Source organism: Hyphomicrobiales bacterium, assembly GCA_039989895.1.
Classification (GTDB): Bacteria; Pseudomonadota; Alphaproteobacteria; order Rhizobiales; family JACESI01; genus JACESI01.
This window is the reverse complement of sequence record JBDXGY010000002.1, coordinates 193,407-208,286: the sequence shown is the minus strand read 5'-3', so window position 1 is coordinate 208,286 and position 14,880 is coordinate 193,407. Positions and strand designations below refer to the sequence as shown.

Here is a 14,880-nt window from a genome sequence, read left to right as displayed (position 1 = left end):
CAAAAACTCACTCGCTTTGTAGAAGGCGTTCAAGATACTCAAGTTCTATCTGAGGTCTAAGCGTTTCACCAAGGCGCTCGCGAATTGCATCCAATATTTCGCGCGCTCGCTGCGTATCAATTTCATCAGGCACTTCCACATCATCCCCAAAGTCAGAACTTCTACGCCCGTCGCGTCGACCAAGAGGGTCTGTCCCGCGATTTCCACCTGCAATAGATTGATCGCCCTCGCCTTGCCCTTCTCCTGCCATTTGTTCAGCTAATGCCCGTGCACCTGCCCGCAATTCATTCAGTGCCTGAGATTGGTCTTCACCGGCGCCACCAAGGTCTCCTTCTCCAAGTTGCCCTGCTGCACCGCGCATCGAGCGCTCCGCCTCACCCAGCTGCCCGCTTGGGTCATGCGGTCCTGGCCCAAGACCATCCATGAAACGTTGCAGCTGATCTGCAAGCGCGCTTTGCCCTTGTTCAAGACTCTGCCCATTTTGACTTTGCTGGCCTTGTTGACCTTGCCCCGGTGATGGTCTGCCATCCTGCCCAAACTGCTGGCCAGGCTGCTGACCAGGCTGTTGGCCTCGTTGCTGACCCCTTTGGCCTTGCTGCGATTGTCCGGGTTGCTCGCCTTGTTGATTACCTGGGCCTTCTTGCTGTTCACGATAGGTCTGATCCAACAATTGCTGCTGACGACGTATCATTTCACCAAGCTCATTCAGCGCTTGTTGCTCTTGACTTTCGCCTTGCTGCCGTTGCTGGTTTTGCGCTTGCAGGTTTTCCATCATCTGCTGTAGTTCAGACAAAAGCTGCTCAGCCGCATCCCGCGATCCCGTTTGCGCTAGTTCTTGAATACGGTCCAGCATTTCTTGAAGATCTTGCGGGTCTAGGGTTTGTGAAGGATCAGTTGGCTGCTGGTTTTGCGCCGTATCACTATTGCGCTGCGCTTGTTCCGACAAGGCTTGCATGAATTCATTCATTGCTTCGCGAGCATCTTCCAATAAACGGGCAAGCTCTTCTTCTGAAGCGCCATCCCTTATACCTTCACGCAAAGCCTCAAGCGCCTCACGCAATGCGCGTTCAGCATCTGAAAGATCACCATCTTCCAGACCAACAGCCAAGTCCCATAAGTCATCAACAACTTTGCGCAAAGCATCATCATTACGCGCATCCAAAAGGCCTCTTTGAATCGAGGCAAGTGTTATGAGCGCAGCGTAATCATCATTAAACTGTTCTGGTCTGACTGTTAAAACATCAATCACATCAACCAACTGATTGGCATAATTTCCATCCATAGCCAGACTTCGGCGTTGCTCGATGAGCGCGCGAGAAAGTGGATTGAAAAATCGCCGAGACGGCAAGGATAAAGTTAAAACCTCACTCAACCCCTCCTGTCCAGCCGCATCAACAGCCCGCAGTGTCATGGCAACTTCTGCACCTGCCCACGGGTGATCTGTCAGCGATCGCACTGTTTTAGACGTTCCATCTTTCGCTTGGTCCCGACGCAATGATAAAGGAAATTGCGGCGCCTCATAAAGAGGACGAGCTGTATCAGCAACCCCAGCACCTATAGGCTCAATCACAACATCAGCTTGCGTTATACCGTAATCATCTTTCATTGTTGCTAAGATTTGCAAAGCGCCCGATCGCTGCACTTCGGGATCATCAATGAAAGCAATAATCGGGGGGCTGTCGGGCAAGACATCAAAAGCCCAGCTACGGCTCAGCTCCGCCTTACCAACCGTGATGGTGCCGCTTTCATCAAGCTTAAACTCATAATCCGTTTGATTACTATTGCTCGTTGGATTTTCTGCCTGATTCAATTTTTGGGCAGCAATTGCAATAGGTCCAGTCACTGAACCAGAAGCTGCTTCACCAGAAAAAGTAACCACTGTGGCGTCCGCATTCACGCTGCGGATTTTTAAAAGACTACCAGCTGGCACCACAACAGAGCCAACCTCAAATTCGGCGTCTTCTTTCGTGAGAAAAATTGGTGGCTTGCCAGTATATCGCGGCGGCGTCACCCACGCATCAAGACGGGCAACAACAGTTGCTTTCCCTATCGAAAAATCAAAACCATCTGTCAGGCGCTGCAATCGATCTGGGCCTGCCACATTAAACCCTATGAAGGTCGCTAAAATAAGCACTGCACGCGAAGCGAAAGGATCCAACCTTTGAGTAAGTGGCTGTGGCCAACCGGCTTTTAGTTTCGACAATCCCTCGGCTATACGTTGTTGATGAGCGCGCCATAAAGTGCTTTGTGGCGATGAAGGATCTGCTGTTTCGCCAACAGGCAAATCGAGTGAAGCAGTCAATGGCCGGTGGGAAACACCCGACACCATCTCAACGCGCGCAATTGTCTCATCAACCTTTGGCAATGTAAGGCGCGAGGCCCGCGATAGCGTCAATAAAATAGCGATTGCAAACAAACCAAGCGCAATCACTTTCAGCCAAACCGGCATGAATGACCAAACACCAAACCATGACGCGCAGGCATAAACCATCGCAATCATCAAAAGTGAAAAGAGCGCGGGCCAAATCCGTTCCCAAAACAATATCAATTTTGCACGGCGCAAAACACTTTTGATCCGTGAAAAACCGTTACGTGTAAGAGAGTGAGATTTCTCCATGAGATCCAATCATAAACCGTGAACTGCCGATATAGGCCTTCAGCACCCAAATAGAGCGGCAATGAGCTTAATATATGACCATATCGATCAATGTCGATATCTTAAACAACCGATTCGCTCACAAAACCGGCATTGCACAAGTAATTCAAATACGATTGTATTCATCAAAGCCTAAGGCTAGGACCACTTAATTAGCATAAATCAGTAATCTGGCCAGTAAAATGAGCTATTTAAACGAAAGACACCCGCATGAGCACTTTATCCAATTTTCCAATCACAAAAAAATGGCCACCCAAAGACCCAACCATTATTCAGCTTTATTCATTGACCACTCCAAATGGCGTAAAGATCTCGATTGCTTTGGAAGAAATGGGGCTACCCTATGAGGCTCATACCGTTTCCTTTGGCACAAATGATCAAATGACACCGGAATTTTTGTCCCTTAATCCAAACAATAAAATTCCGGCCATCATCGACCCCAATGGACCAAACGGCAAACCTTTGCCGCTGTTCGAAAGCGGTGCGATTTTACTTTATCTGGCTGAAAAAACAGGTAAATTTATCCCGACAGACCCGTCACAACGCTATGAATGCATTCAATGGATGCTGTTTCAGATCGGTGGTGTTGGCCCGATGTTCGGTCAATTTGGGCATTTTTATAAATATGCTGCAGATAAAGTGAACGACCCCTATCCACAAGAGCGCTATCTCAATGAAAGCAAACGGCTACTCAATGTCTTGAACCAACGCCTCGAAGGGCGCACTTACATTATGGGCAATGATTATACAATCGCCGATATTGCTATCTTCCCGTGGGTTAATGCATTGGATGCAAGCTATGGGGCCGCCGATTTAATCGGCTTGAATGACTATCCAAATGTCACGGCATATCTTGCCCGCTGCATGGCGCGTCCTGCCGTTGGAAAAGGAATGGTCAATCCACCTAGATAAGTTTTAAAACCAGTCTGGAACGCTATCCATTGCAATAATATCGTCCGCGCTCAGGCGGGGGCGAATAATATGGTATTGATCGCCCTTCACCATGACCTCTGGCACTAAGGCCCGTGTGTTATAGGTACCAGCTTGCACAGCGCCATAAGCACCAGCCGACATAACCGCATAAAGATCACCTGATTCAGGTTTCACCATTTTGCGATCAAGCGCCATATAATCACCCGTCTCACAAACAGGCCCAACCACATCGGCGGTTATCCAGTCTTTAGACTCAATTGCTTCATTCACGGGCAACACATCGTGATGTGCTTCATACAGTGTCGGGCGCACCAGATCATTCATGGCTGTATCACCAATGATGAAAGTTTTACGCTCACCTTCTTTCACATAAATCACTTCACCAACCAGAATGCCTGAATTTCCAGCAATCAGCCGACCAGGCTCAAAAATCACCTGACAATCAAGATCATCCACATGACGACGCACCACTTTAGCGTAAGCGAGCGGGTCTGGCGGTGGGGTATTGTCTGCTTTGTAAGGAATACCAAGCCCACCCCCCACATCAACATGGTCAATCACATGGCCTTGCCCTCGCAGGGTTTTAATGAGGCCACTTAGAAGCGAAAAAGCATCGTCAAAGGGCTGAAGATCAGTAATCTGACTGCCAATGTGCATATCGATGCCTGTGGCTTTCACACCGGGCAGACGTGCGGCCTCAGCATAAATCCGTTCAGCGTCTTGCCACGGAATACCAAATTTATTTTCCGATTTTCCTGTTGCAATTTTCGCATGCGTTTTTGCGTCCACATCAGGATTGATGCGAAAAGACACATGCGCTTCTTTGCCAAGATCGGTTGCAACCTTGCTCAACAGATGAAGTTCGGGCACCGATTCCACATTGATGCATAAAATACCCGCATCAATGGCCGCCCGTAGTTCCTCAGCTTTTTTGCCAACGCCAGAAAACATGATCTTCTCAGGCGGTATACCAGCCATAAGCGCGCGTTTCAGTTCTCCACCAGAGACAACATCAGCCCCGCAACCTAGCCGCGCTAGCGTCGTTAATACTGCCTGATTAGAATTCGCTTTCATCGCATAGCAGACGACCGTATCAATGCCCTCAAAAGCATCCTTGAAAACACGATAATGGCGCTCAAAAGTAGCACTTGAATAGCAATAAAAGGGAGTCCCCACCCTAGCCGCAATTTCTGGCAAAGGCACGTCTTCAGCGTGGAGAACGCCATTTTTATAAGCAAAGTGATGCATGGTTTTGGTCTTTAAAGAAGAAAATCAAGAAGAAAGGAACGCTGAGGTTTTGTCTTGGCCACCGGCTCCAACCCATCGATATTGCCATCCAGCGTTTCTGTGGTTTGCGGTGATGCAACTCTGACTTCTTCAGATTTAGCCGCCGGAGGTTTTAAATCAGAAAGGCTTGGCTTGCGCCCACACCCAACAAGCGCCACGCTAATACCAGCGCAGATTATCAGGGCCAGTCCAGATTTTGAAACCAAATGCGTCATTCCATGCCTTTCTTTAATTTGCTTTTAATCGGCCTTTTATGCGCCAGCGTCAAGATGTTTGCGCCAACGTGCGGCCTGCTCGACCACATTGCTTGGCGACGTACCACCATAAGCCTTGCGACTCGCCACAGATTTTTTAACCGACAAAACATCAAAAATTCCATCGTTAATCCGCGCCTCAACCCCTTGCATGTCAGCCAAGGACAAAGCATCAAGCGTCAGACCCTTCGCTTCCGCAAGGGCAACAATAGCACCGGTCACATGATGCGCATCACGAAAGGGCATACCAAGCTCACGCACCAGCCAGTCGGCCAGATCCGTTGCCGTGGAAAACCCATGACCGGCAGCAGCCGCTAGTTTATCAAGATTCGGTGTTAAATCACGCACCATGCCTGTCATCGCGGCAATGACCAGCGACAAATTCTCAAGCGCATCAAATGTCTGCTCTTTATCTTCCTGCATGTCTTTTGAATAGGCAAGCGGCAAGCCTTTCATAACAATCAAAAGCGCATTCAGCGCCCCGACAATCCGCCCAGCCTTTGCCCGCACAAGCTCTGCCGCATCAGGATTACGCTTTTGCGGCATGATAGATGAACCAGTTGAAAAGGCATCAGACAAGGACACAAAACCAAATTGCGCCGAACACCAAATCACAAGTTCTTCTGCAAAGCGCGACAAATGAACAGAACAAATGGCAGCACCACTCAAGGCTTCCAAAGCAAAATCACGATCTGATACACCATCAAGCGAATTGGCGGATGGGCGATCAAAGCCTAATGCTTTGGCTGTCATATGACGATCAATAGGAAAAGGCGTGCCTGCAAGGGCCGCAGACCCCAATGGACATTCATTCAGCCGCGCTCGTGCATCGCTAAACCGGCCTCTATCGCGAGAAATCATTTCCACATAGGCCATCATATGATGACCCAGTGTAACAGGTTGCGCAGTCTGTAAATGGGTGAAGCCAGGCATCACCGCATCGGCGTTCTTTTCTGCCACTTCGACAAAGGCAAGCTGCAAACCAGCAAGCTGCTCATCCAAAGTGTCCAAGGTATCACGCACCCACAGCTTAAAATCTGTCGCGACTTGATCATTGCGCGAGCGGGCTGTGTGCAATCTACCAGCAGCATCCCCGATCAATTCACGCAGTCTCGCCTCAATATTCATATGAATATCTTCAAGCGCACGAGAGAATTGAAATTCACCATTGGCAATTTCTAACGCAATTGTGTCTAGCCCTTTATTGATTATTTCGCCATCATCACTGGTAATAATCCCACAAGCGACCAACATGGCACAATGAGCTTTTGAACCGGTGATATCTTGAGATGCCAGCTTTTGGTCAAAATCAATCGATGCGTTGATTTCTTCCATAATAGCGTCAGGGCCTTTGGCAAAGCGCCCGCCCCACATCTTGTTGCCTGATTTGTTTTGTGTCATGTGCGGTCTCAATAGAAGTTCGAATTATTTTATACTAAGGATGAAATTATGTCTGATGCGCCCAAAAAGTCTGGTCTATTCATTGCAATTGCCGCCCTTGCCATGGGCGTTATAGCCGGTGCGATCACGGTATACTGGACTGCTGGCCAGTCTGGCAATGGGCAAGAAGAGACAAATATAGCACAAGCCGCTGCAGCCTGCACCATGACAGATGCCACAAAGGCTTCAATGGACGCTGCAGCAATCGGCGATTTGGCAGCAATGCGCATTGCCAAGAAGCCTATTCCTCTCGCCCATATAGGCTTTAAACTGCCAAATGACGAGGATATAACCTTTGGTGACTGGAAAGACAAAGTGGTGCTCTTGAACATTTGGGCCACATGGTGCGGACCATGCCGGGAAGAAATGCCGGATCTTGCCAAATTACAAGAAGAATATGGTGGCGACACATTCGAGGTGCTGGCACTTAACGTCGATCGAAATGGTGGCGTTAAGCCTCAACAGTTCCTAGAATCAATTAAAGCCACAGCATTGGGTCTTTATCTTGATCCGAAAAATAAAACTTTTCAGGACTTGCGGTCAAAAGGACTGGTTTTCGGCCTGCCAACAACCATGATTTTAGACGCTCACGGCTGTGTGCAAGGTGTTTTATCAGGCATTGCTCATTGGAACTCGGATGATGCTAGAAACCTTATTGAGGTATCAATAAAAGAGCTTGGTGCAAAAACCTAGCGGCAAGAATAGGCGCTCACGCCCACTCACATGACCATCTATACAGATCGATCCACAGCACCGCCGGTGCCGTCAAGCGTTGGCGGCACGGAAAGATTGGACGCAGCCTCATCAAGGCTCGACTGACTTTGCTGTAATGATTGAAGAATCCCGACCGCCGCCTGCTGATCAATCTCTAAAACCCGCGCCGCAACAGCCGATGTAGCTTCAACCGTATTGCTTGCAGCAATAAAATTTGCGACGGCATCAACTGATATAGACGACATGATTAAACTCCATACTAGACATATATACTGCCATAGACATCTTAAAATAGTTTAAGAAAAATAGATCAAATACGAGCCGTTATCATAACCACTCGAACACCAAACGGCGGCCCCTTTGTATTGGAACTTTGATAAAGCCTTCAAACCGATCGATTAACGGTTGCGCCTGTTCCATCGAGAGTGGGTGTTGGCGGTTGTGGAGGCGGCGCAATTTGCGAGGCAAGCTGCTGAAGATTTTGCTGGCCTTGCTCCAAAATTCCGACAACTAATTCCGCAGTTTGCAAGCTCGATGCAAGAGCGATACTTGAGGAAGCGGTACTAACAGCAGGGATAGACATAATAATACTCCATACAATATAAGTAGTAGTATCTGTGATGAAGATTAAAAATGGATAAACCGTCTCCCTGAGGGCAAAATCCTGTGCTTATCGCGGTTTAAAACCGGTAATAGCCAGCGGGTTATCAAGCAAAACATCTTTATCCGCCATGTCTATTTGCGGAACACCGCAAAACCCATCATAAAGCCGTTTGACAAAATCTTCATTCAATCCATTCGTGATAAAGACCAAACGCGATTGCTGGTTATCATCCGGCCATTGATCAAGCACTTTTGGCGGATGAAAAATATTTTGCACCCCATGCAATAATACTGGTTTATCTGGATGCTCCCTCACATGAACCAGCCCTTTCATCCGCAAAAGCTGCGGCCCATGCGCTGAGGCTAAGAGATCAAGAAATGCAGTGAGAGCCGCCTTTTCAATTGGATGATCGCGGAAAATAGTAAAAGTCTTGATACCTTCGCCGTGGCCCGCATGATGGGAATGGCCCTTTTTACTCGGTGTTACTTCCTGCGCTATTTGTTGCGCAAATGAAGAATCCCCTTCATCGAAAAGACCATCAAACAAGGCATCAAACTGATCACGAATTATAGCTGTTGGATTGAGGGCCCGAAGACGGCTCTTCAAGTCATCAGGGATCATACCCCCCACAAGATCACACTTAGCAACAAGCATCCGGTCAGCAACGGCCACCTGTGTCACAGCCACGTCATGAGTGCCAAGCGTCTCAAGGCCATTCACAGCATCGACCACGCTCACAACACCACTAAGATGCAATTGATCGTGCAAGACAGGATGCGCCATAACAGCCTTCATAACAGGTACAGGATCAGCAAGACCGGTCGTTTCAATCACAATTGCCTTCAAGGGATCGCGATTGATGTCCTCTTGTGATTGTCGCTCAAAAAGGCGCTCAAGAGTTTCAATCAACTCACCCCGAATTGTGCAGCAAATACAGCCTGACGACAGCTCAACAATACTGTCATCACTGCTTTCTATCAAAAGATGGTCCAGCGATACATCACCAAACTCATTAATAATCACAGCAGCATTGGCCATGGCTGGGTCTTGTAAAAGATGATTCAATAATGTGGTTTTTCCTGCGCCTAGAAAGCCGGTGACTATAACAACAGGGACCGACATAACAAGGTTATCGCACTGGATTGGGGCGAGGCAAAAGCGCGCCGCCAACATCAACACCGCCCGCATTCAAGGCGCGTGATTTAGAAGAGGCAATAACCCCAGTTCCGGTCACCACATCTGGTTTCTCTGTCTCTACAAGAAGACTACCGTTTCTTGCAGGCGCAGATGCGCCAACACCATTATTTGCATTAGCAAAGGCACTGGCGCTGGCTGGCACAGATGCCGCTGACAAACTCGTTGGTTTTTGTTTTGGTTTTGGAATATTAGTTAAAGCAACAGAAGAGCTAGAATCTAATAGATTACTCTCTCCAACCGCTTCTGCCTTTTGCCTTTTGGCTGCTTTTGCACTTTGTTTGATCGTGTATCTTGCGTTGACAACACGCTGCCCTGATCCTGTACGCACTCGCAAAATGTCGCGTGACTGGCGCGGTTGCAAAATATGAGAGCGGTATTTCCGCCCCTTTGGAGCATGAACTAGGGCACCTTGGGGGTGAGTTGCATCACCAAGATTACGGCCAAAATTCTTGCGTTGTGGCGAGACATATTTATCCCGCGCAAAAATACCTTTCTTTGGCTTTGGCGGCGGCGTAATTAGTTGGTATGAGCGAATTTTACTATTTCCACCGCAAATCACAGGCCGCATATTAACGGGAGTCGTCCGTGTGGGCCGAGGATTATAGCGATCTACACGTTTGCCAATTTTCCTAGCTTTACCGGAAAATGCATGCTCTAGAAGCAATGCTGCTTTTTCTGTCCGGTCAATTGTCGAAGGTTCTCCCAATAGCACTGCAAGATATTGCTTCCTACCGCGTTTTGCTGATGCCACCATATTGAGACCAGAGGCACAAATAAAACCTGTCTTCATACCGCTGGCACCGCGATAATGCTCTAAAAGAAGATTATACGAACGCAATACTTTATCGCCACTGCGAATAGCCGGTATATCGAATAGAGGCAAAAGTTCAGGAAAGTTTTTGTGAATAGCAAGACCAAGCAACGCCATATCCCGAGCCGTTACATACTGACCTTTTGACGGCAGACCGTGAGGATTGGTAAAGCGACTACCACTCATTCCCAAGCGTTGTGCCGTTTTGTTCATCTGCGCCACAAAAGCAGATTGAGAACCGGACACACGTTCCGCAATAGCGCCAGCAATATCATTCGCTGATTTTACGATCAGCATAGGCAAAGCGTTTTCTATTGTGACTTTTGTGCCAGGCTTAAAGCCCATTTTGCTTGGTTGGACACGCGCCGCCGTCTTCGACATGGTCAATGTGGAGGTTAAAGACAGTCTGCCCGCCTGCACAGCCTCCGCCACAACATAAAGCGTCATCAATTTTGTAATTGAGGCCGGATACCAAGGATCAGTTGGTCGATCAGCGGCGATAACTTCTCCATTTTTTATATCAACCAGAATGAACGGCCCCGCAAAAGCAGATGCCACAAAAAAGAAACCAGCGAAAAGAGTGATTGCCCATATCTTGAAAACAGAAAACATCCAGCAAAAAAGCCTTTGGTAAGTGGTCGTTTAGGGTTTTAGGCGATACTGATCGAAACTTCGTCGAATCAATGGCCGTCGATTGAAGTTAGTAACATTGAACATTGGTGCGGATAATAAACAAGATGACGCTATACAGCCAGTACAGGAAGCATTTTTATCATAACGATAGAGTGATGCGAAAATTACCATGGGAAAAGCTAGTTACTTTACTCATTGCCTGCGTGTTTTCACTTTCAATAACAACAGCTGCCCGCTCTTCTGAACGCACCTATCAGCTCAGCACAGGCATATCAAGTGGTGATTTTTATCCAATCGGCATCGCTTTAAAAACACTCTTGACCCTCAAAAGATCAAAAAAACAAAATATTATACTCGACGTACACCAATCAGAAGGCGCTCAGGCAAACCTGATTGCCCTTTTGGAAGGTAAAGCCGATATTGCTTTCGTTGATGCTTCCACAATACTTGCTGCCTTTACGAAAAAGCCTCCTTTCGACAAATTCACTAATATTGGCGAACTTCAGGCCCTCGCATCACTATGGCCTGATATTGCTCATTTCATTATCCAAGAGCCACAGGTAAGCAGTGGCGATGTTGGTGACTTTCGAAATTTGATCGGTGAGAACATCTCTATTGGTTCCCAAACAACTGCTTCTGCCTTCGCAGCGCGTGAGCTGTTTAACAAGACCGGTATCTATCACGATAAGATGTTTCGCATGTCAGACTATGGCATCTATCGGACCACAGAGGCTTTCATTGACGGAACGTTGAGTGGCGCAGCATTATTCACCCATCAAGCCAACAAAAATATAGCCCGCATTTTGGCAGAGCCAAACAACAATTCCACACTGCTCCATATTAGCAACAAACATTTAAAAGCTATCAATGAGACACAGATCCCCATCTGGCAACGCCATATTATAGAAGCAAATACATATAAAAATCAGCTGAACCCGATCAACAGTATTTCTCAGGCCAATTTTTTGGTGGTTCGCCAAAACTTCAATAAGAAAGATGCTTACACAATCACAAAAACGCTTTTCGAAAATTTGACATTCGTGCAGGCGCTTCATGATGCAGCAAAAGAACTTCATCGAGACGCCTCTACAGAAGAAATGCTCTTGCCGCTTCATGTAGGTGCAAAGCGATATTTCGTTGAAACAGAAAAATGTAGAGGTATTTTCTGCCTATTTAACTCATACTAAGAACACAAAGACAAACTTATTATAATGCGGATCACAAAGGCCAATCACAAAGCCTTTACAAAGTTTGATAATATTCTGTGCTATGAATTGGGCAAAAAGTAATATCTAACAAGCATGCTGCGGTATCAACTACGCCAAAACTAGATCATCACTGACGGATAGGATTTTCTCTTGGTTGCTTTCCAAACCCATAAAAGCAAAAATACTGCCAAAAAGGCATTTGCCCGTAAAGTGTCTCTTTTGGGAACAATCAGTGCAGCAATGATTTTGGCTGGCTGCTTCGGCGCAGAATTTGAAAAGCATGAAGCGCCCATTACATCCTCGCTCATTAAAGAAATGGCTAGAATCAACGTCGACAAGCGTGATGCAATTTTTATACGTATTTTCAAAAAAGAAGCAGAACTTGAAGTTTGGAAAAAAACATCAAATGGACGATATGCCCTTTTGAAAACCTATGAAATTTGTGCGTGGTCAGGTGAGCTTGGACCAAAATTTAAAGAAGGCGACAGGCAGGCTCCTGAAGGATTCTACAAAGTATCACCAGCTCAGATGAACCCGAATTCATCATTCCATTTATCATTCAATCTTGGGTTTCCCAATTCTTATGATAAATCACATGAGCGCACTGGCTCATTCTTAATGGTTCATGGCGCCTGCTCATCTGCTGGTTGTTATTCTATGGAAGATGAACAGATTGAAGAAATTTATGCCTTAGCGCGCGAAGCATTTCTTGGCGGACAAGAAAAATTTCAAGTTCATGCCTTCCCTTTCCGCATGACGGCTGAAAACATGGCCTTATTCCGTGACAATGAATTTATGCCTTTCTGGCGCACCCTCAAAGTTGGCTATGAACATTTTGAACTCACCAAGGTCGCCCCAAAGGTAGATGCGTGTAACCGAGGTTATATTTTTAACGCTGTAGAGACTGACGGCGGCAGCTTCAATGCAAATAACGAATGCCCCGCCTATGAAGTTCCATCAAGATTAGCAGCAGCCGTTGATCTGGAAATTAAAAAAGATCGTGCACAAGAAGAAGCTATTGCAGCACAGTGGACAACACCCAGAGATCGCAAACACACGGAACTGCTCACCAAATTGAAAATCGAGAAAGAACGAGTCGGCAAATTTGAAGACAGAGGCCTTGCTTATTCTTCACATCAAAAGCGGCGCATTCTAGAGATACAAGCAGCCCTTGTTAAACTTGGTTATACACCAGATGGATCCTTACCGGATGCAGCCGCACCAAGTGTAACGACTATTGAACCTGTTTCACCGGCACAACAAATCACGCCTAACCTGCCAATACAGCGCCCACTCGCTCCAACAAACGCAGCCGCGGCCGAACAAACGGGAAAAGTTAAGTCAGGCGCGTAGAGATCCGCGACCATAATAACTCAACAAAAACGCATCCTGTTACCAACAAAATAGCAAGTCCCTGCAACAGGGTCGGATGATCTGATAAAAACAAAATAGCCAAAAAAGCAGCGACCACCGGTTTCAAAAAAAACAAATAAGAAGCGCGTGTGATATCGGGCGCGGCCGCCAATCCTCCAAACCATAAAATTTGAGTAATTGTGGTATTCCACAACCCTAGAACCAAAATCCACCATCCCGGGTTTACATATACGGTCGCCTCACTGCTGCTTCTATCGAATAGCGTTGCAGGATTAACCCAGACTCCCCAAAAAGAGCCAACCGCCACCCAAAGCCCAACAGCACCGATAGCAAGTGATATAGCGGTCGTGGGCAAGGCACCGTGTTTGGCAATTATCGGTTTCACTAAAACGGAATAAGCAGATCCCGCGGCCGCACAAAAAACGGCAAGGCCGACACCAAACAGTGACTGACTATCGCCAGTAAGTTCCGCCAGATAACCATCAGTAATCATCACAATAATGCCAGCAACCGCTAGGCAACCGGTCACAATTTTAACCCATGTAATCCGCTCACCATTGATCGCAAGGTTAGAAAGGCCAACAAAAATTGGGATGGTTGTTACAACAGTTGCCACTTGAATGACGGAAGCAAAATCAAGGGCCCAGTGAAAGGCGAGATAGGTTGCCGAGACACCTATCAACGAGAGAAGAATAAAATAAAGCCCTCCGTCTCTTAAAGGGGCTAGCAAATTGCGCGATGAAGGGATTAAAAGCGCCCACACCACAAGCCCAAAAGCACCAATAACATAACGCCAAACAGATAACTCAGGACCTGAAACGCCTGAAAGAACAGCAAAAAATTCTGATGATGCATGGCCGCAAACACCGATGAATGCAGCCAGATAAGCTGTTTTCGCCGAAATCCTCATGGCCGCTTAGCTTCAATTTCTTGGCCAAATTTTGCAAGCGCCCGCGCTAGTTTTTCTGGTCGTTCTTGAGGCAGCAAATGCCCTGCATCATGCCATTCTTCACAAGTAGCCTCAGGCAAAAGGTCAAAAAGTCTCTCCACTACGTCACGGTCAAGAAAAACACGGTCATGCAATCCCGTTATCACGTGAATTGGTAGAGCCAGTTTCTCATAGGGAATATCCCAGTCAGCGAGGGCTGCATGTTTCATGAGATTGGCGTGGCCGTGGCTTGGGGGTAATGGCTCATAATTGCCTTTTATAAATTGCGCGCGCACTGATTTTGCAAAATCAGGATTGACCAGCAGAGGAAACAAAGCATCCAAAAAAAGTGGCACACCACCGGCCTTCACAATCACCGGCATCGCATCATTGATCCATGAAATGCGGGGGCCTATTTCACGCAAAGTATTAAGGAGTACCAGCCCTTCACAATTCATCCCATCAAGATAAGCATGGGCAGCAAAAAGCCCTCCAATGGAAAGACCCACAACAATGGGGCGAACTGGCTGAACCGCATCTAGTAAATCTTTTAAATCACGCGCAATCAAATCAGGCGTCAACGCTACATCTTCACCGAAGGCTGAGTTGTCCTGTCCGCGAAAATTATAACTCAGCGTGCCAAAGCCATCCTCCCGCAAAGAAGGCCCGACAATAGCTTCCCATGCCTGCGTATTACCGGTGAGGGCATTAACAAAAACAAAGGTCACAGCTCCATCACGCGCAGGCCGCGTATGTTCATAATAAAGCGCATTGTGAGCATCTATATGATGAAGTGTCATGATATCTCCCTAAGAGATCATAAACACTTCATTTTAGGTTT

The 14,880-nt window shown here is 47.1% G+C and carries 14 protein-coding genes; 4 read left to right on the top strand and 10 right to left on the bottom strand.

The window, feature by feature from the left end; translation table 11 throughout:
• Positions 1–7 precede the first annotated feature (7 nt).
• Positions 8–2,617, bottom strand: a complete 2,610-nt coding sequence (locus tag ABJ081_01715; GenBank protein ID MEP6355382.1) for a TIGR02302 family protein — start codon at positions 2,615–2,617, stop codon at positions 8–10.
• 249 nt (positions 2,618–2,866) lie between these two features.
• Between ABJ081_01715 and ABJ081_01710 the strand changes: the two genes are divergently transcribed.
• Positions 2,867–3,568, top strand: a complete 702-nt coding sequence (locus ABJ081_01710) for a glutathione binding-like protein (protein MEP6355381.1) — start codon at positions 2,867–2,869, stop codon at positions 3,566–3,568.
• Between the two features lie 3 nt (positions 3,569–3,571).
• On the opposite strand, the gene lysA is transcribed toward ABJ081_01710, so the two are convergent.
• The 3 genes from lysA to argH are packed head-to-tail and all read right to left on the bottom strand — an operon-like array spanning position 3,572 to position 6,531.
• Positions 3,572–4,837, bottom strand: coding sequence for a diaminopimelate decarboxylase (gene lysA, locus ABJ081_01705; protein MEP6355380.1), 1,266 nt, complete (start codon positions 4,835–4,837; stop codon positions 3,572–3,574).
• 11 nt (positions 4,838–4,848) lie between these two features.
• Entirely contained in the window at positions 4,849–5,091 is a 243-nt protein-coding gene (locus ABJ081_01700) for a hypothetical protein (GenBank protein MEP6355379.1), read from the bottom strand.
• A 36-nt stretch (positions 5,092–5,127) separates the two neighbouring features.
• Complete coding sequence (gene argH, locus ABJ081_01695) at positions 5,128–6,531, bottom strand: argininosuccinate lyase (GenBank protein ID MEP6355378.1); 1,404 nt, start codon at positions 6,529–6,531, stop codon at positions 5,128–5,130.
• Between the two features lie 48 nt (positions 6,532–6,579).
• Between argH and ABJ081_01690 the strand changes: the two genes are divergently transcribed.
• Positions 6,580–7,263: a TlpA disulfide reductase family protein gene (locus ABJ081_01690; protein ID MEP6355377.1), complete on the top strand. Its 684-nt coding sequence runs from the start codon at positions 6,580–6,582 to the stop codon at positions 7,261–7,263.
• A gap of 38 nt (positions 7,264–7,301) precedes the next feature.
• On the opposite strand, the gene ABJ081_01685 is transcribed toward ABJ081_01690, so the two are convergent.
• The 4 genes from ABJ081_01685 to ABJ081_01670 all read right to left on the bottom strand — a co-directional run bounded on the left by ABJ081_01685 (position 7,302) and on the right by ABJ081_01670 (position 10,508).
• Positions 7,302–7,529, bottom strand: a complete 228-nt coding sequence (locus ABJ081_01685) for a hypothetical protein (GenBank protein ID MEP6355376.1) — start codon at positions 7,527–7,529, stop codon at positions 7,302–7,304.
• A 140-nt stretch (positions 7,530–7,669) separates the two neighbouring features.
• A complete protein-coding gene (locus ABJ081_01680; GenBank protein MEP6355375.1) occupies positions 7,670–7,867 on the bottom strand; it encodes a hypothetical protein in 198 nt (65 codons plus the stop codon).
• An 87-nt stretch (positions 7,868–7,954) separates the two neighbouring features.
• Positions 7,955–9,061 carry a GTP-binding protein gene (locus ABJ081_01675; protein ID MEP6355374.1) on the bottom strand — a complete coding sequence of 369 codons (1,107 nt, stop codon included), beginning with the start codon at positions 9,059–9,061 and terminating at the stop codon, positions 7,955–7,957.
• The gene (locus ABJ081_01670) at positions 9,018–10,508 is read right to left on the bottom strand and encodes a D-alanyl-D-alanine carboxypeptidase family protein (GenBank protein MEP6355373.1); all 1,491 of its coding nucleotides are present in this window, start codon (positions 10,506–10,508) and stop codon (positions 9,018–9,020) included. Before ABJ081_01670 ends, ABJ081_01675 begins: the two co-directional genes overlap by 44 nt.
• A 176-nt stretch (positions 10,509–10,684) precedes the next feature.
• Here ABJ081_01670 and ABJ081_01665 point away from each other — a divergent pair, with 176 nt between their 5' ends.
• Both ABJ081_01665 and ABJ081_01660 read left to right on the top strand, forming a co-directional pair.
• Positions 10,685–11,716, top strand: a complete 1,032-nt coding sequence (locus tag ABJ081_01665) for a TAXI family TRAP transporter solute-binding subunit (GenBank protein MEP6355372.1) — start codon at positions 10,685–10,687, stop codon at positions 11,714–11,716.
• Between the two features lie 171 nt (positions 11,717–11,887).
• Entirely contained in the window at positions 11,888–13,090 is a 1,203-nt protein-coding gene (locus ABJ081_01660) for a murein L,D-transpeptidase family protein (protein ID MEP6355371.1), read from the top strand.
• Here ABJ081_01660 and ABJ081_01655 read toward each other — a convergent pair.
• Positions 13,074–14,021 (bottom strand): DMT family transporter, encoded by a 948-nt coding sequence (locus tag ABJ081_01655; GenBank protein ID MEP6355370.1) that lies wholly within the window; start codon positions 14,019–14,021, stop codon positions 13,074–13,076. The two genes, ABJ081_01660 and ABJ081_01655, sit on opposite strands and share 17 nt — an antisense overlap.
• Entirely contained in the window at positions 14,018–14,839 is an 822-nt protein-coding gene (locus ABJ081_01650) for an alpha/beta hydrolase (protein ID MEP6355369.1), read from the bottom strand. Before ABJ081_01650 ends, ABJ081_01655 begins: the two co-directional genes overlap by 4 nt.
• Between the last annotated feature and the right edge of the window lie 41 nt (positions 14,840–14,880).